Source organism: Duncaniella sp. (assembly GCF_029054785.1).
GTDB lineage: Bacteria > Bacteroidota > Bacteroidia > Bacteroidales > Muribaculaceae > Duncaniella.
In genome coordinates this window covers 20,489-37,918 of record NZ_JAIDEN010000091.1, presented here as the reverse complement: position 1 = coordinate 37,918, position 17,430 = coordinate 20,489, and the positions used below count along the sequence as shown (strand labels likewise).

Genomic DNA, 17,430 nt, shown 5'->3' with positions numbered 1-17,430 from the left:
GCTGAGAGGAAAAGCAAGGTTTTGGGGATTATTGTTTTGATTTCTGAAACTTTTTGACTACCTTTGCGCAGTTTTTTCAATCAATACAGTCGTGGGAAAATTTTCAGAATTCCGCCTTCCATTGAAAACTATACCTGAGGGAGTTCAAGAGTTTGAATATCACTTGGGCAAACAGTTTTTTGTGAACATGGAGAGCGCCGACATACACGATGCCGATCTTCAGGTGAAGCTCACAGTCACCCACAAGCATGATATTTATGATCTTGCTTTCAACGTGGCCGGGACAGTGACCCTCATCTGTGACCGTTGTCTCGACGATCTGATCCAGCCTATCGAGGCTAAATATGAGATCGCCGTAAAGTATGGCGACGACTATTCCGAAACCGACGAACTTCTGATCATTCCCGAAAGCGACAACTATCTCAACGTGTCGTACATGATCTTCGACACAGCCTCACTGGCCATTCCGGTCAAGCACGTCCATCCGCTCGGAAAATGCAACCGTGCGATGAGCGCCTTGCTCCGCAAGCACCGTGCGACCAAAATCGACGATGAGGATGCCGAGCTGACCGATCAGCTCATGGACGAGATGGATTCAATGGATTCCGCGCCGGATTCGCCCGGCGAAGAGCCGCAGCAGACCGATTCGCGTTGGGACGCACTCAAAAAGCTGAGTTCCGACAGCAAAGAAGACTGAGACAGAACAGAACCAAAGAAAAAAGAGATATTTTCACATTTCATTAAGAAAACAAAAAATAATAAATAAATCATGGCACATCCTAAACGCAAGCAATCAAAGACCCGCACAGCTAAACGCCGTACTCACGACAAGGCTGTAGTTCCCACCCTGGCCCTCTGCCCCAACTGCGGTTCATGGCATCTCTACCACACTGTATGTGGTGAATGTGGCTACTACCGCGGACGTATCGCCATCGAAAAGACCGCTGCTGTCTAAGCGGAAAGGTAACAAAAATCTCGCACGGGTCACTTAACGCGGCCCGTGCGTGGACTTTTGTATCTATACCGCACACACTTCCTCCTCACCCCCTAAGTTTTTATTCAAAGAAAATTTCTGTTATGCTTAACGCTCGCATCGCTGGAATCGCTTCCTATGCCCCAGATGATATCCTCGATAACGAAATGTTGTCGAAGATGGTCGACACTAACGATGAGTGGATCACTACCCGTGTCGGCATCAAGGAACGTCGAATCCTCCGTGAGCCCGGAAAAGGCTCCTCATTTCTCGGCATCAAAGCCGTTGAAAAACTCCTCGAATCAACCGGTACAAAACCTGAAGAAATCGATCTTCTGATCTGTGCCACCTCTAACCCTGACTATCGTTTCCCCTCAACGGGTTCTATCATAGCTCATCAGCTCGGACTGAAAAACGCCTATTCCTATGACATCCAGGCCGCTTGTGCCGGTTTCCTCGTAGCGCTTGAAGACGGCTCAGCCTACATTCGTTCGGGTCTGCGCAAAAAGGTGGTCGTAGTGGCTGCCGAGAAAATGTCGTCAATGACAAACTATCAGGACCGTGCGACCTGTCCCCTTTTCGGTGACGGTGCCGGCGCCATGCTTCTCGAACCGACTGAAGAGAATGTCGGTATTATCGACGGCGTGTTCCACATCGACGGTGAAGGCCTCGAACATCTCTGGATGCCCGCCGGAGGCTCTGTGCTTCCCGCTTCTCATGAGACTGTCGACGCCCAGCAGCACTTCGTCATCCAGGACGGACGCAATGTCTACAAGAACGCCGTGACTGACATGCTTGAGTCATCACTGGAAGTCATGAACCGCAACGACCTTACAGTCGACAACATCAATTGGTTTGTTTCCCACCAGGCAAACCTCCGAATCATCGAAGCTGTCGGCTCTCGCCTCGGCATCGACAACGACAAGGTGCTTGTCAACATCGAGAAATACGGCAACACATCGGCCGCATCGGTTCCCCTCTGTCTCGACGAACACAAGGACAAGCTCAAAAAGGGTGACCGCCTGATCCTTACCGCATTCGGCGCAGGCTTCACCTGGGGCGCAATGTATATCATCTGGGATCTCTGATCAGACCTGTCGGTCGACAGATGAAACTTTTTTATAAAATAGCATCTTTTAAGGTGCTATTTTTGTTTATATTTGCAGCAGGTATTATCCCTGTCTCTGATATATACATTTTAAACAACTGAAAGAATATATGGAACATAAAGCCGGATTTGTCAATATAGTCGGCAACCCGAATGTCGGGAAGTCCACTCTGATGAACGACCTCGTCGGGGAGCGCATCAGCATCATAACCTCCAAGGCCCAGACCACACGCCACCGCATCATGGGGATTGTCAACACTCCTGACTATCAGATTGTGTTTTCCGACACTCCCGGTGTGCTTCAGCCGAAATACAAGCTTCAGGAAAGCATGCTCAACTTCAGCGAAGGTGCATTGGTCGATGCCGACGTTCTGGTCTATGTGACCGACGTGGTCGAGGATCCGTCAAAAAACGCCGACTTCCTTGCCAAGGTAGCAAAGGAAAAGATCCCCGTGTTGCTTGTCATCAACAAGATCGACCTTGTCAAAGTCCAGGTGGAGCTGGAGGAACTGACACAGCGCTGGCAGGAACTGCTTCCGCAGGCTGAGATCTTTCCTGTCTCAGCCAAGGAACACTTCAATGTCGACAATCTTCTGAACAGAATCGTGGAGCTTCTTCCGGAATCAGCCCCCTACTTCGGCAAAGACGCCCTGACCGACAAACCGGCCCGCTTCTTCGTCACAGAGATAATCCGTGAGAAGATCCTGACTCTCTATGACAAGGAGATCCCCTATTCCGTTGAAGTCATAGTCGAGAAGTTCGAGGAAAAAGAAAACTCGATCCACATCATGGCCGTCATCTACGTCGAGCGCGACAGTCAGAAAGGCATCATCATCGGCCATCAGGGCAGCAAGATCAAGAAAGTCGGCATGGAAGCCCGAAAGGATATCGAGAAATTTTTCGACAAGAGTGTCTTCCTTGAACTCTTTGTGAAAGTGGAGCCGAACTGGCGCAACCGCGAAAACAAGTTGCGCTCCTTCGGTTACATGGAATAGACAGGTCCGGCCTGCCGGACACATGTCGCGTCCTCAGGGCTGACATGAGTATGACTGCATCAAAACGCGATGTCGCGAGGCGATTTCTCCTCCCGGCATCGCGTTTTTGATGCGTAAATTTTTATTGTTTGCTAAAATATTCTCTCCCGATTCGCTTGTAGAAGCAGTCCAAATGCTGTAACTTTGCTCTCTCCGAACATCTAACCTCTAAATTCTGCTACCCATTTAAGAAAAACAGTGTATGGTAAACAAGTCTAAAAGAGAGAAAATCATAGCTCTCATCAATCGGGAAGTAGTTCCGGCCATCGGATGTACCGAGCCGGTTGCCGTAGCGCTCTGTGTCGCCAAGGCGACCGAGATTCTCGGCTCGCTCCCCTCTCGTATCGAAGTGGCCCTGAGCAGCAACATGCTTAAGAACGCAATGGGAGTCGGCATTCCCGGCACGGGTATGATCGGGCTTCCGATCGCTATGGCTCTCGGTGCATTGGTCGGCAAGTCGGCCTATGGTCTCGAAGTGTTGCGCGATGTGGATCCGGAAGCCGTAGAGCGTGGCCGCAAGTTCATTGACGAAGGCCGTATCTCTATCAGACTTGAAGAAAACGCACCCTCGAAACTCCATATAGATGTGCTCGCAACCTCTGAGGATGGCGGAAGCGCCCGTGCGGTGATCTCCTGTGAGCACACCCACTTCATCCTTCTCCAGAAAAATGGCGAGACCATGTTTGAAGAAAGCGCTGCCGGCGATGCTGCGGAAGCAACCGACGACATAGCGCTTGATCTTGCCACCGTCTATGAATTTGCAACTGAGACTCCGCTTGAAGAGATCTCTTTTATTCTGGAAGCTAAGAAACTCAACATGGCAGCCGCCCAGACAGCTCTCTCCGGTGACTACGGACATTCATTGGGCGCTACGATAAAGAAATACGGTCTGAAATATTACGGCGACACCCCCGTCGAACACATGATCTCCTACACCTCCGCGGCCTGCGACGCCCGCATGGGCGGAGCGCCTGTGCCTGTGATGTCAAACTCAGGCAGCGGCAACCAGGGCATCACTGCGACAATGCCCGTTGTCAGCTTCGCAGCCGACATGGAGGCCTCTGAAGAGCAGACCATCCGTGCGCTTGTGCTCAGCCATCTGACAAGCATCTACATCAAGCAGAGTCTTGGCCGTCTGTCGGCGCTCTGCGGATGTGTGGTGGCCTCGACTGGAGCCTCTGCGGCGATTGTCTATCTCATGGGCGGCGAATATCCCGAAGTGTGTGCCGCTGTCAAGAACATGGTCGCCAATCTGACCGGCATGATCTGTGACGGCGCCAAACCCTCATGTGCCCTGAAGATATCCTCAGGAGTCTCGACTGCCATGATGTCGGCCATGCTTGCCATGAACGGCAAATGCGTGACCTCGACCGAAGGCATCATCAGTGACGACGTTGACGCGACAATCCGCAATCTGACATCCATCGGACGTGAGGCCATGAATGAGACCGACCGTCTGGTTCTCAAGATAATGACTTCAAAATAACTCATCTGATCCACGGCGGCACTCAGCTTTTTGACGGGAACGCCTGCCTGCGGTCAGTCAGTTTCTCAGGTATATTCATCTATTCTTATACTTATCTGTAATGGTCCCTGCTTCAGCTTGGTGTTGAGGCAGGGACCGCTTTCATATCCGGCAGCGGAAGGGGCGGTTCCCGGTGCCGGAGTCTTTGTATGTAAAGAAAAACTCCGGAGGCTCGTGAGCCCCCGGAGTTATATCGGATGTCTGTGAACGGTCTGTTATTAGATCCAGCGGACGAACGCGAAGTCCTGACGGTGGGGCAGGTTCGGGTTCGAAGGATAGAGACGATAAGAGTAGCGGAACACACCCGGATCGCGGAGTTTGTCTTCAAGCTGGTAGGTTACGGTGTTGCCTTCCTTGGCTACAACTTTGAAAGGCACTGAACCGGCGCGGCTTTCCTGATTGTCTTGGACTTTGTCGATGACGAGCTCAAGTGCGAGGTCATCGGCGAGGCCGTTGGCATCGATCTTGACAGTGGTGACGAACGTCTGACCGCTGTGGTTGTTCTGGTTGAGATCCTCGTTGGTGTTTACTTCAAGAACCTGGATGCCATCCCATGCGGCAGCGACTTTTTCTTTCCATGCGGCGATCTCTTTGGCAAGCTTGTCGCCGTTGGCCGAAAGTTTTTCGAAGCGCTTTGATTCGGGGAGATAGAAGCGGTCGATGTAGTCTTCGATCATACGCTGCATTGTGTACTGCGGAGCGATGTGGCCGATCGAACGCTTGATATACTGGATCCATTCGGGAGAGTAACCCTTCGAGTTCTTGGCGAAGTAGAGGGGGATGATCTCGTTTTCGAGCATCGAGTAGATGGTTGCTGCGTCGAGCTTGTCCTGCTGGCCCTGATCAGTGAAAGTACGCTTGTCGGTGAGAGCCCAGCCGGCCTTTTCGTCGAGACGGTAGCCTTCATACCACCATCCGTCGAGCACTGAGAAGTTGAGCACACCGTTCATTTCAGCCTTTTCGCCTGAAGTACCAGATGCTTCGAGCGGACGGGTCGGGGTGTTGAGCCAGATGTCGACACCGGTGACAAGACGCTTGGCGACGATCATGTTGTAGTCTTCAAGGAAGATGATCTTGCCTTGGAACTGAGGCATGCGCGAAATCTCCATGATGCGCTTGATCAGACCCTGACCTGCGCCGTCGGCGGGGTGAGCCTTGCCGGAGAAGATGAACTGTACGGGGAACTGCTCGTTGTTGACGATGCGGGCCAGACGGTCGAGGTCAGTGAAGAGCAGGTGTGCGCGCTTGTAGGTTGCGAAGCGGCGTGCGAAACCGATGATGAGAGCGTTGGGGTTGATCTTTTCAAGGATCTTGATCACGGCTGAGGGATCGCCCTGGTTGGCAAGCCACTTGGCCTTGAAATCGCGCTTGACGAAGTTGATGAACTTGTTCTTCATTGTGGTGCGAAGATCCCAGATCTCTTCGTCTTTGACCTTGAAGATGCCGTCCCATGCCTTGGGGTCGCTCTGGTGGTCAAACACCTGTTCGCCGAGTTTCTCGGTGTAGAAGGCCTTCCATTCGCTTGCGGCCCAGGTCGGCATGTGTACGCCGTTGGTCACATAGCCGACGTGGCTTTCTTCCCATGAGTAGCCTTTCCAGACACCGGCAAACATCTTCTTGGAGACTTCGCCGTGGAGCCAGCTGACACCGTTGGCTTCCTGACAGGTGTTGAGGGCGAATACGCTCATCGAGAAGCGGTCCTGGCTGTCGGGATTTTCGCGGCCCATGTTCATGAGGTCCTGCCAGCTGATGCCTAAGCGTGCGGGGAATTCGTTGAGATATTTGTGGGCGAGGCCTTCGTCGAAATAGTCGTGGCCTGCGGGCACCGGAGTGTGGACTGTGTAGAGGCTTGACGAGCGTACGAGTTCGAGCGAGGTGTTGAAATCAAGACCTGACTGTACGTAGTCGACAAGACGCTGGAGGTTGAGCAGTGCGGCGTGGCCTTCGTTGGCGTGATAGATGGTGTTGCTGATGCCGAGTTTCTTGAGCGCGAGCACACCGCCGATGCCGAGAAGATATTCCTGCTTGATGCGGTTTTCCCAGTCGCCGCCGTAGAGCTGGTGGGTGATTGAGCGGTCAAACTCGCTGTTCATGTCGAAGTCGGTGTCGAGGAGGTAGAGCTTCATGCGGCCTACGTTGACGCGCCAGATGTGGCTGTAAATGATGCGGCCGGGGTAGGGGACTTCGAGGATGAGCGGATGGCCGTTTTCGTCAGTGACCTGCTCGATGGGGAGCTGGTTGAAGTTCTGAGGCTCGTAGTTGGCGATCTGCTGGCCGTCAACGCTCAGTGACTGGGTGAAATAGCCGTAACGGTAAAGGAAACCGATGGCGGTCATGTCGACGCAGCTGTCGGATGCTTCCTTGATATAGTCGCCGGCGAGTACACCAAGACCGCCGGAATAGATTTTGAGGCAGTTGCATAGACCGTACTCCATAGAGAAGTAAGAGACAGAAGGGATGTCCTTGCGCATGGGTTTGGCCATGTATTCCTGGAACATTGCAAACACACCCTTGATGCGTTCCATCAGTTCGCTGTCGTTCATGATCTCTTCGAGGCGTTCGGAAGAGAGTTGCTGGAGGAGCATGACGGGATTTTCGCCGGTGGCGCGCCACAGATCGGCGTCGAGGTCGCGGAAGAGGTTCTTGGCCGCGCTGTTCCATACCCACCAGAGGTTGCGGGAGAGTGTTTCGAGAGGTTTCAATGCCTCAGGGAGCACGGACTTCACTGTGATGTCGCGCCATACGGGGGCATTAGTTTTGCTTACAGGCAGTTTCATATTTGTGTAAATTGAATTATTTAACTTAAGGTAAGTCAGTCTTAAAAATCAGGTTGTCATTGGCCGACCTTTCGCTTGGCCGCTTTGTCAAGGGCAAGCTGATAGGCTGTGTCATAGTAGCTGATAAATTTTGACCATGCGGCTTCGGATGCGGTCTGCATGGCTGCTTTACGGATCTTTTTGTCCTCTTTCTGGTCAATGCCGGCAAGATATTCGATCGAGTGGGCGATATTTTCAACAACCGAACGGTAATTGGAGTCACCGCGGCCGATGACATTGACGCCACATTCGTCAAAGTAGTTGTCGAACGCCTGGAGAACCCATTGGCCGAATCCCGAAAGAGAGGTGGTCACAGTCGGTACACCGAAGGCAACGCTTTCAAGTGGTGTATAGCCCCAAGGTTCGTAGTAAGAGGGGAAGACTGTGGCGTCGGCGCCGGGTAGGAGATCATAATAGCTCATGTCGAGGATGCCGTCAGTCCCGTTGAGATAGCAGGGGACATAGATGACTTCCACATGGCTGTCAAGGTTGTTAAGGCCCAGCTGGTGGATACGGCAGTTGACTGCGTCGGAGTCCGGATTGTTGAGCCAGTGGGTGATTATAGGATCGCAGAGCGGTGTTTCATCGCTGACAATCGGAGTTTTTTCCACATCGGCGAGGCGTCCGGCCAGATCGGCGCGGGCTTCTTTGGGCCATGCGGGAACCATTACGAATGCGAGGATGTTGCGTGCCGGTTTGCAGCGTTTGAGCTCGTCGCAGACATCAAGGAACAGGTCGAGTCCCTTGTTGCGGTATTCGCAGCGTCCGCTGGTGATGACAATAAATGTGTTGGGATCTATTTTCTTGCCGGTCAGGGCTGATGCTGTCGAGAGCATTCTGTCGCGGGCGGCTTTGCGGGCAGCCGGAAGTTTGGTCGCGGCGGGAACAAAGTTCTTTTCAAAACCGTTGGGGGTCACGACGTCCGGTCGGCGTTCAAGCAGCTGCTCGCACTCGGTGGCCGTGATCTCGCTGACGGTTGTAAACGCATCAGCGGCGTGGGCCGCGGCTTTTTCGAGAGAGTGCTTGGCTTCCATGTTCAGCTCACGGGCCATCTGGTCGCCGTTATAGCCTTTCAGGTAGTCGTAGAGCGGTTTGTTGTTTCCGCAGATACTGCGGCCGATGCTTGTGGCGTGGGTGGTGAAGACCGTGCCGACTTTAGGCAGTTTCCAGCGGACATAGAGGAGTCCCATGCCGGTTGTCCATTCGTCGAAGTGGGCCACGATGCGGCTCTGCTTTTTGCGTCCGCGCTTTCCGGCGGGCTGGACGGGCTGTCCGTAGCCGGATTTTATGATCGATTCGATAACAATTCCGGATGCGTGGGCGAAAGCGCAGCCTTCGTCATAGTCGCCATAGGCGTGGAGCGAGTCCACTCCGAAGCGGTTCCACATTTCTCCATAGAATTCATCTTTTACGGCATACATGCCGTCAAATTTCACAAGGACTGCGATCGGGCGTCCGGGGATTTCCCATCGGCCTACTCTGACGTTCACGCCGTCAGGCAGTTTGGCGTCGAGCGCCCACTCGGAGAGTCCGGGGATCTTGCATTCTGAAAACCAGGGAGAGGGATTTTCTGCGGTCCAGACATCGGGACCGATGAAGATAGTTTTGTCTTTGAATAGCTTTTGGAGAGTCTTGGCCTTTGTGGACAAGACGGTGTAGATGCCGCCAATCTTGTTACATACCTCCCAACTTACTTCGAAGAGGAGATCGACCTGTGATACAGCAGGTGTTTTGTCCATTCTTTAATTACTATGTAGTTTTTCGTTTCAGGCTGCAAAGGTAAGCATTTTTTTCTAAATATCTGCAAGATAGATGAAAAATGACACGGATTTTGCATTGTGGTCAATTCTGAGTACCTTTGTAGGCCGATCATGTTTCGATTTTGAGAAAAATAATTGTTGAATTTAATTTATATGAAGACCATGAAGAAAACTTTGATGGCGCTTGCGCTCGCACTGGCTTTTGTCAGTGTGCCTGCACAGGCGCAGAAGAAGGCTTCAGCATCCGACGAGGTTGCAAAGGCCTGGAACGAACTTTATCCTGAGATTGAAAAATCAATCAAAGCTCCGACATTCCGCGAGAAGGACTATCCGCTGTTCAAATACGGCAAGAAGTCCAAGACTCAGGGCTATCTCTACACTCAGCTTATCAATAAGGTGATCGACCGTTGCTCCCGTGAGGGCGGAGGCCGCGTCGTGATTCCTGCCGGCACATGGCTGACAGGCCCCATCACACTCAAGAGCAATGTCAATCTCCACCTTGAAGAGGGTGCGACTCTGCTTTTCACCCCCGATCTCAAGGAATATCCCCTTGTGCGCACCCGCTGGGAAGGTATGGACTGCTACAACTATCAGCCGATGATCTATGCCTATGAGCAGGAGAACATCGCCATCACCGGCAAGGGTACAATCGACGGTGGTGCCGAGATTGAAAACTGGTGGCGCATGTGCGGTGCCAAGAGCTACGGCTGGGAAGACGGCAAAGGCATCATTTCGCAGCGTATCGGCCGTCCGCTGCTCATGGAGTGGAACGAAAAGGGCGTACCTGTCGAGGAGCGCCGTATGGGCGACGGCTACGGTATGCGCGTCCAGCTGGTCAACCCCGTCAAGTGCAAGAATGTGCTGATCGAGGATGTCACTCTGCTGCGTTCGCCTTTCTGGGTGATCCATCCCCTGCTGTGCGAGAATCTGACAGTGCGTGGCGTACACATCCAGAACGACGGTCCCAACGGTGACGGCTGCGACCCCGAATCATGCAAGAATGTGCTGATCGAGCGCTGCTATTTCGACACCGGCGATGACTGCATCGCAATCAAGAGCGGACGTAACCGCGACGGACGCACCGCCAACATCCCCTCTGAAAATATCATTGTGCGCAACTGCAAGATGAAAAACGGCCACGGCGGTGTGGTTGTCGGCAGCGAGATCTCAGGCGGTTTCCGCAATCTCTTTGTCGAGGACTGCGAGATGGACAGCCCGCAGCTTGACCGTGTGATCCGCATCAAGACCAACAACTGCCGCGGCGGTGTGATCGAGAACATCTATGTCCGCAACGTAGAAGTCGGCCAGTGCAAGGAAGCCGTTCTGAAAATCAATCTGGTTTACGAACAGCGTGAGGTCTGCCAGCGCGACTTCAACCCGACAGTGCGCAATGTCTTCCTTGAAAATGTCAACTGCCGCAAGAGCAAATACGGTGTGCGTATCGACGGTTTCAAGGACATCTGCAATGTCTACAATGTTGAGGTCAAGAACTCGGTGTTCGACGGTGTGACAGACGGTGCTTTCCTTCTCAATGGCCAGACCGCTGATGTCCGCTTCTCCAATCTAAAGATCAACAGCGGAACGCTTCAGCCTCTGAAATAATCCGTTGCCAGAATGTCTAAGAGGTTGTTTTTTAACAACCTCTAAAAACGCCGGGCCTGATTCCATACAATCGGAATCAGGCCCGGTGCTTTTTGTGGGTTGGCCGTTGTGGCCGTCAGTCAGACTATTTCCGGGTATCTGCCACACCGATGCGGCAGACGGCAAATGTTTTGGCCGGGATGGTGACCGGAACCCGGTTGCCGCTTACAGAAAGAATGTTTTCCGGCGGGACGATGAGCGACGGGTCTTCAAGACTGTTGTCGCAGTCGAGATCCGGATTGCCGTCGGCTTTGAGCGGAGTGCCGAGGGTGATGAAATTTCACCATGTCTCAGAATATGGCCGCCCGGCCTTTCCCCTTGGGAGGGGTCGGACCGGGCGGCGCTGAGATTGAAATAAGGGACTTTGTAATTTCCTTGAGGATGCTGATTATTCCTCTGCGGCAGTGACAGTCATTGTACCGGCATTGGTGTCAAGCGTAAAGGAGAGCTTGCCTCCTGCCCAGGGGAATGTCCAGCAGCCTTCGCCTTCAACGCAGTTGTAAGCGCTTCCGAGAGTCATATTGACATTTCCGGTTCCGGCTTCTGCGGCATAAGGAGTGGCACCCCAGCCGGAAAGCTCCGGATATACGCGGAAGTAGACATCGCTTGCCTGGACATCGAAGGTGGCAGAATAGATGCCTGTTCCGCCGCGGTCCACCAGACGCCATGCTTCAAGCGCCTTTTCGTTTTCAGGCAGAGGACCGGTCCAGTTGCTGGGAGTTCCGATCAGATAGACGTATGTCTCTTTCAGATATTCGCCTTTCTTCACAGCAAGTTTCGGATTTTCTTTGTCGGTAAGGTCGATGGTGAAAGTAACATCTCCGCCTTCCCATGAGGCATCTGTCATCCAGCAACCCTGAGTATAGGCAACGTTGATCTGAGTTTCCTCATCGGTGAATGTAATGAGTTCATTACCTCCTGAAGGAGTTCCGAGACATACTCCGTCCCAGCCGATAAGTTCGGTGTAGATGCGGAAATACTGTTCGCCGGCAGGAACGTTGAGCGATCCGATGTAGATGTTGGTACCCACGCCGGTTTCTTCGATGCTCCAGTTGGCATAAGTCGCAGCGCTTGCCGCATCAGGAGCTGCCCAGCCTGTGTTGGTGCCGACAAGATAGCAATAGCCGGGAACCTGCGGGAATGGATTGTAGGGAGTCACGGAGGGGAGAACCACATTGTTTGACACGCAGTTGCTCGATGCGATCGATGGAATGCGGGCATTCGCGCGTACAGTCACTTTCTGCGGCTGAACGTCAGCATCTTCAAATTCATTGAAAGTATTGATGCCGAGAAGCTGGCAGATGGCGGTTGTCACGTCCTTGTCATCAAGTTCGATTGCAGTCTTGGTGGGCTGCTTGGGGGTGAGTGTGATGTAGTTGGCCTCTGTGCCGGTTTCCTCGTTGGCTTCGGTGAATTCGTCGGCGAGGGTGAGGTCAACAGAGTAGGTGGTCACAAGGGGGACTCCATAGTCAGGAGCTACGGCTGTAAGTTCTACAACCTGGCCGGGGGCGAGGACAATGTTGTCGTCTTCTGCCGGAGCTGAAAGGCTGAATACCTTTTCGGCGGGTTCTACGTAGACCGGCTCCTTGTCAGCCTCACATGAGGTGAGGGAGGCAGCGGCTACTGCAAGTGATGCTAAAATATATAACTTTTTCATTGATAGAATCGTATTATGAGATTAGTAGCCGGGGTTCTGTCCGAGGGTTGAGATGAACTGGGTGGGGATGCAATAGCGGTTGCGGTAGGCCTGGGTGTTGGAGCCGGCGGGAGTGCCGCCTTTCCATGACCATACGTAGTCAGAGCCGGCGAATTTGCCGAAACGGATGAGGTCGGAGCGGCGATGGCCTTCCCAATAGAGTTCACACATGCGTTCCTTAAGGATGTTTTCGGCAGTGAGTGAGCTGACATCACCCAGATTGGCGCGGCGGCGAACGCGGTTCATCATCTCAAGACCGTTGCAGCCGGTGGCTTTGTTGAGCTCGCATTCGGCAAGCATGAGATATACGTCGGCCAGACGGAAGAGGGGATAGTCGGTGGGGTTGAACACGGTGTTGCAGTAGGGTGCATCCTGAGCTTCGTTCTTGTAGTCGGTTTCAGGGGTGTAGACATACTTGACGCACATGTAGCCCTGATTCTGGTCGCCGAGGTCTTTGATTTCGGCAGTGTAGTCGCCCTCGTACATCAGACAGCGCTCGTCACCGTCGGCAAATGCCTTGGCGAGTTCTTCGCGCACACGCGGACCGGCCCAGCCAGAAACCGCCACTCCGAGAGTCTTGAGCAGATCTGAGTCGCCGCGGTAGCTGCCGCCTGAGAGGTAGGTGGTGCCGCCGTAGGTTGTGAGGCTGGTTGCGTCCTGAGGAATAGCCCAGAGGATCTCGCCGTTGCCTACGTATTTGTCATTAGTGGCACAGAAGAGGTATTTGTAAGTGGGAGCGAGATTGTCGATTGTCTTGCGGATCTCGTTGCAGGCGTTGGCGCAGTCCTGCCAGCGGGCTTCGCCGGTGTAGACTTCGGCGTTGAGGTAGAGCTTGGCGAGCAGCATATAGCCGGCCTCGCGCGAGAGGCGTCCGTAGATCTGCTGAGAGGCGGGAACGAGGCTTGGGATGGCATCTTTGAGATCTTTCACCACGGCTTCGAAAAGTTCCTTGCTGTCATAGGTGGGAGGGGTGATGCCTACCTGGGAGTCTTCAGTAGACCAGGGGCCTCTTCCGAAGATGTCGATCATGTGGTAGTATGAAAGGGCGCGGATTGTGCGGGCTTCAGCTCCGAGCACTTCAGCCGAGAGGTTGCCTGATTCGGGGAGCAGGCCTGCGTGCTTCTTGAGGTCGCGCAGGAACTGGTTGGAGATGGAGATCTGGTAGTTGAAACGCGAGAAGCATTCATAGAGCCAGTGATTGTCAGTCGACCAGGTGGAGTAGATGAGTTCGCTGAGACCTGCATCGCCCCAGTTGGAGCCGATGAGGGTTTCGTCGGTGCAGAGTTCCTGGAGGTTCCAGAGCTGGCGGGTGTAGACACCGGCGCCGCCGTCGTCAACGGTGATGCCGCCTTCAAAAACCAGGCCTCCGTAGACGCCGGCAAGTTCGTTGTAGAGATCGTCGGCGCTTGTGATCTCGGTTTTGGTTGTCGGGTTTTCCGGTTCTACATCAAGGTCGCCGACGCAGGCTGTGAAAGCAGGCGCAGAGAGGGCGATGACACCGAAAAGTATATATTTTGAAAATGTCATGTTGATTCTTCTTTATATGGGTGATGAACTGTTTAGAATGAAGCCACGATACCAAAAGAGAAGGTCACGGGGTGGGGGTAGACATTGTTGTCGATACCGGAGAAGATTTCCGGGTCAAGGCCTTTGTATTTGGTGATCACGAACGGGTTCTGACATGCACCGTAGAGACGGAGGCGGAGATTGTTGTTGAGGAGATTGTCCCAGGTGTAGCCGAGAGTGATGTTGTCGCAGCGGAGGAACGATGCGTTCTGCACAAAGTAGCTGCTGCAGGCGAGTTCGTTGGTGGTCTTTTCGAACAGATATGAGGTGTTGTTGAGATTGGCGAGAGGCAGGGTGTTGTTGACCTCTTTCACAGAAGTGGTTGCCTGGGCGTCGTTGTAGACCCAGTTGCCGAGGCTTGAGCGGAGAGTGATGCCGAAGTCCCAGTTCTTGTAGTTGAAGGTGTTTGACCAATTCATTGTGACTTTCGGGTCTCTGCTGTGGTAGAGGATCTTGTCAGAGGCGTTGATTTCGCCGTCGCCGTTCTGGTCAACGTAGACTCCTTCAAGAGGGTTGCCGTCGGCGTCATAGACCTGTTCGTAGACGTAGAAGCTGAACGCGGGGTAGCCTACCTGGTGTTTCTGGATCTTGTTGCCTTTGCCGAGCGAGATGCCTGAATCATCGACCACGGTGTCGGCTCCGTCGGCGAGACGGGTGATCTTGTTTTTGTTCCATGCCACGTTGAATGATGATGTCCAGCGGAAATCCTTGGTCACCACGGGGCGGGCTGTGATGTTGAATTCGATACCGGTGTTCTCAAGGTCGCCGAGGTTCATGTTGCCGGCGTTGGAGATGTTTGATCCGGCGGGATAGGGCGACTTGGTGAGAAGGTCTTTGGTCTTGCGCTTGTAGTAGTCGAGGCTACCGAGGATGCGGTTGTTGAGGAATGCGAAGTCAACGCCTGCATTCCAGGTGTGGGTTTCTTCCCATTTGATCTCAGTGTTGTAGGCCGAGGGATAGAGCGGATAAGAGCCGGTTTCGGGGTTGCCTGTGATCGAGGGATAGACTGCGCCGCTGCCGGTCCACTGGTTGTAGACGGGGAGATAGGGGAAGTAGTCGTCACCGAGATCCTGCTGGCCGGTCACACCGTAGCCTGCGCGGAGCTTGAGCTCGTTCATGTAGCCGCGGGCCGGTTCCATGAAGCTTTCTTCAAGAATCTTCCAGCCGAGGGCCACGGAGGGGAAGGTGCCCCAGCGGTGGTCTTTGGAGAAGCGTGAGGTTCCGTCCTGACGCACGGTGGCTGTCACGAGATATTTGTCGAGGAATGTGAAGTTGACACGGCCGAAGAACGACACGAGCTGATGGGGATGGATGCTTCGTTCGGTCGGGTTGGCCTGGTTGCCGAGGAACTGTTCGTTTTCGGGATCAACAACTTCGTAGACGCGGCTGTATTTGCGGTATTTGTTGTGGAACTTCTGCCATGAGTAACCGGCGGTCACGTCGAGGGTCGAGCTGATGTCCTTGAAGTTGTGGTTGTAGTTGAGGTAGAAGTCAAGAAGCAGGTTGGTGCGGGTCTGGAATTCATAGGTGCGTGAAACGCCGCCGTCCTTGATTATGCGTGTTGAGCCGTCTTCACGCACTGAGTAGCCGTCGTTCCAGGCTTTGGGGGTGTTCACAAAGGGGTTGTTGTGGTTTTCACCGTGCTGATAGTCGTAGCCGAGGTTGAGGTTGGCGCGGAGGTCGGTGAGGAAGGGCATCTTGAAGTCGAGCTGGAGGTTGCCCACAGACTGATAGGCCTTGCCTTTGGAGATAGCGCCCTGGTTGTCGGCAATCGGGTTGAGCGGGGCATCGGTGGAGTTGATTGTCTCGCCTGCGTCATCAGGGCCTGCGAGCACACCGCCGTTGACAAATGAGGTCCAGTAGCCGAAGAGGGGAGATCCGTCAGGGTCCTTGATGGGGAGTGTGGGGTTCATGGCTGCTGCCGCACGGAGGGTGTTGGCGCCGTAGGTGTTGGTGATGTATGCGCCTTTGAGGTTGGCGTTGACAGAGAGAAGATCGTTGAAGAACTTGGGAGTGAGGTTGATTGATGCCGACACGCGGTCCATGTCGGTGTTCTTGACGATACCGTTGTTGTCGGTGTAGGAAACGGCCACTCGGTAGGGGAGCCATTTGGCAGTGCCGCCCACGCTGAGGCTGTAGTCAGACGAGAAAGTGGTGCGTGTGAGGGCTTTCTGCCAGTCGGTGTCATAGTCGCGGATCTGTCCGTACTGAGCCGATTCGATTCCGTATTCTTCGGCAATGAAGTCGCTGAACTGGCTTGCGCTCATCATGTCGAGATATTTGCGGGTGGTGTTGACATAGCCGTTCATGGTGAAGTTGACCTGCGGCTTGCCTTTGGAACCGGTCTTGGTGGTGATGATGATGACGCCGTTTGACGCGCGGCTACCGTAGATGGCTGTTGCCGATGCGTCTTTGAGGATGGTCATCGACTCAACGTTTTCCGGCGATACGAGTGCGAGGGGGTTGGAAGAGCCGGTGATGCCTTTGGTGTCCATAGGCACACCGTCGATCACGATGAGGGGTGCATTTGAAGCAGCGAGCGAGGCACCGCCGCGGATCTGGATGTTGCCGCCTTCGGAGGGGTTACCTGAAGTGGTCACGACAACGCCCGGAGAGGCGCCGACGAGAAGATCCTGGGCCGAAGTTGCAAGGCCGGCTTCGATTTCAGACGGTTTGATTGTGGCAACCGATCCGGTGGCGTCACTTTTCTTGACAACACCGTAGCCGATAGCCACGACTTCGCCGAGGAGAACTGAGTTGTCGGCTAATGTGATGTTGATTTCATTGCGTCCGTTGACGGGGACTTCCTGAGTCTCGTAGCCTACGTAAGATACCACGAGGGTGCCGTTTGAGGGGGCGCTGATGGTGAAAAGACCGTCAAAGTCAGTGGCTGTTCCGAGGGTTTCGCCCTTGACCACTACACTTGCGCCGATCAGAGGCTCACCCTCTTTGTCAACTACGGAACCTTTGACCGTAATTGTCTGCGCTAAAGCGGGGAAAGCGGCGCAGAGGACCATAAAGGCTACTAACCACGCTTTCCGAGTCATTTGAAAACAAATGTTCTTCATGCACGAATTGTTTTGAAAATTAAGTAAATATGATAAATCTCTAAAAAATATTTGTTCTACGAGGCGAAATCCGGATCGTCAGTTGAGGCAACGCCGTCTTTCCGTCGGGATCAAGTGGCCGACTGCGGGGAGCGTTGTGAAATAAAGGGGGAGGGTGATGGTGATGATTTAAGGTGCACAATTAGGTTGCAGATGTCTTTAACAGTGTGCACACGTCAATTATAGTGCCCAAAACAGATAGGA

11 protein-coding genes are annotated in these 17,430 nt (G+C 53.6%); 6 read left to right on the top strand and 5 right to left on the bottom strand.

What is annotated here, in order from left to right; all coding sequences use genetic code 11:
- Nucleotides 1-91 precede the first annotated feature (91 nt).
- The 5 genes from K2H17_RS05905 (at nt 92) to K2H17_RS05885 (ending at nt 4,601) form a co-directional block, all read left to right on the top strand.
- Nucleotides 92-697: a DUF177 domain-containing protein gene (locus K2H17_RS05905; protein ID WP_300132554.1), complete on the top strand. Its 606-nt coding sequence runs from the start codon at nt 92-94 to the stop codon at nt 695-697.
- 72 nt (nt 698-769) lie between these two features.
- Nucleotides 770-955, top strand: a complete 186-nt coding sequence (gene rpmF / locus K2H17_RS05900) for a 50S ribosomal protein L32 (protein ID WP_107032267.1) — start codon at nt 770-772, stop codon at nt 953-955.
- 122 nt (nt 956-1,077) lie between these two features.
- Complete coding sequence (locus tag K2H17_RS05895) at nt 1,078-2,061, top strand: beta-ketoacyl-ACP synthase III (RefSeq protein WP_300132551.1); 984 nt, start codon at nt 1,078-1,080, stop codon at nt 2,059-2,061.
- 130 nt (nt 2,062-2,191) lie between these two features.
- Entirely contained in the window at nt 2,192-3,076 is an 885-nt protein-coding gene (gene era, locus K2H17_RS05890) for a GTPase Era (protein WP_300132548.1), read from the top strand.
- Between the two features lie 241 nt (nt 3,077-3,317).
- The gene (locus K2H17_RS05885; protein ID WP_300132545.1) at nt 3,318-4,601 is read left to right on the top strand and encodes an L-serine ammonia-lyase, iron-sulfur-dependent, subunit alpha; all 1,284 of its coding nucleotides are present in this window, start codon (nt 3,318-3,320) and stop codon (nt 4,599-4,601) included.
- A gap of 257 nt (nt 4,602-4,858) precedes the next feature.
- On the opposite strand, the gene glgP is transcribed toward K2H17_RS05885, so the two are convergent.
- Together glgP and K2H17_RS05875 are read right to left on the bottom strand one after the other, a co-directional pair.
- Nucleotides 4,859-7,417 carry an alpha-glucan family phosphorylase gene (gene glgP / locus K2H17_RS05880; protein ID WP_300132543.1) on the bottom strand — a complete coding sequence of 853 codons (2,559 nt, stop codon included), beginning with the start codon at nt 7,415-7,417 and terminating at the stop codon, nt 4,859-4,861.
- A 56-nt stretch (nt 7,418-7,473) separates the two neighbouring features.
- Nucleotides 7,474-9,195: a glycosyltransferase gene (locus K2H17_RS05875; RefSeq protein ID WP_300132540.1), complete on the bottom strand. Its 1,722-nt coding sequence runs from the start codon at nt 9,193-9,195 to the stop codon at nt 7,474-7,476.
- Between the two features lie 183 nt (nt 9,196-9,378).
- Between K2H17_RS05875 and K2H17_RS05870 the strand changes: the two genes are divergently transcribed.
- The gene (locus K2H17_RS05870) at nt 9,379-10,818 is read left to right on the top strand and encodes a glycoside hydrolase family 28 protein (RefSeq protein ID WP_300132537.1); all 1,440 of its coding nucleotides are present in this window, start codon (nt 9,379-9,381) and stop codon (nt 10,816-10,818) included.
- 427 nt (nt 10,819-11,245) lie between these two features.
- Here the strand turns inward: K2H17_RS05870 and K2H17_RS05865 are convergent, their stop codons facing one another.
- From K2H17_RS05865 to K2H17_RS05855, 3 genes are read right to left on the bottom strand one after another with little or no spacing between them, the layout of a single operon-like run.
- Complete coding sequence (locus K2H17_RS05865; RefSeq protein ID WP_300132534.1) at nt 11,246-12,514, bottom strand: SusE domain-containing protein; 1,269 nt, start codon at nt 12,512-12,514, stop codon at nt 11,246-11,248.
- Nucleotides 12,515-12,535: 21 nt separating this feature from the next.
- Nucleotides 12,536-14,080: a RagB/SusD family nutrient uptake outer membrane protein gene (locus tag K2H17_RS05860; protein ID WP_300132531.1), complete on the bottom strand. Its 1,545-nt coding sequence runs from the start codon at nt 14,078-14,080 to the stop codon at nt 12,536-12,538.
- A 32-nt stretch (nt 14,081-14,112) separates the two neighbouring features.
- A complete protein-coding gene (locus tag K2H17_RS05855; RefSeq protein WP_300132528.1) occupies nt 14,113-17,166 on the bottom strand; it encodes a TonB-dependent receptor in 3,054 nt (1,017 codons plus the stop codon).
- Nucleotides 17,167-17,430 lie beyond the last annotated feature (264 nt).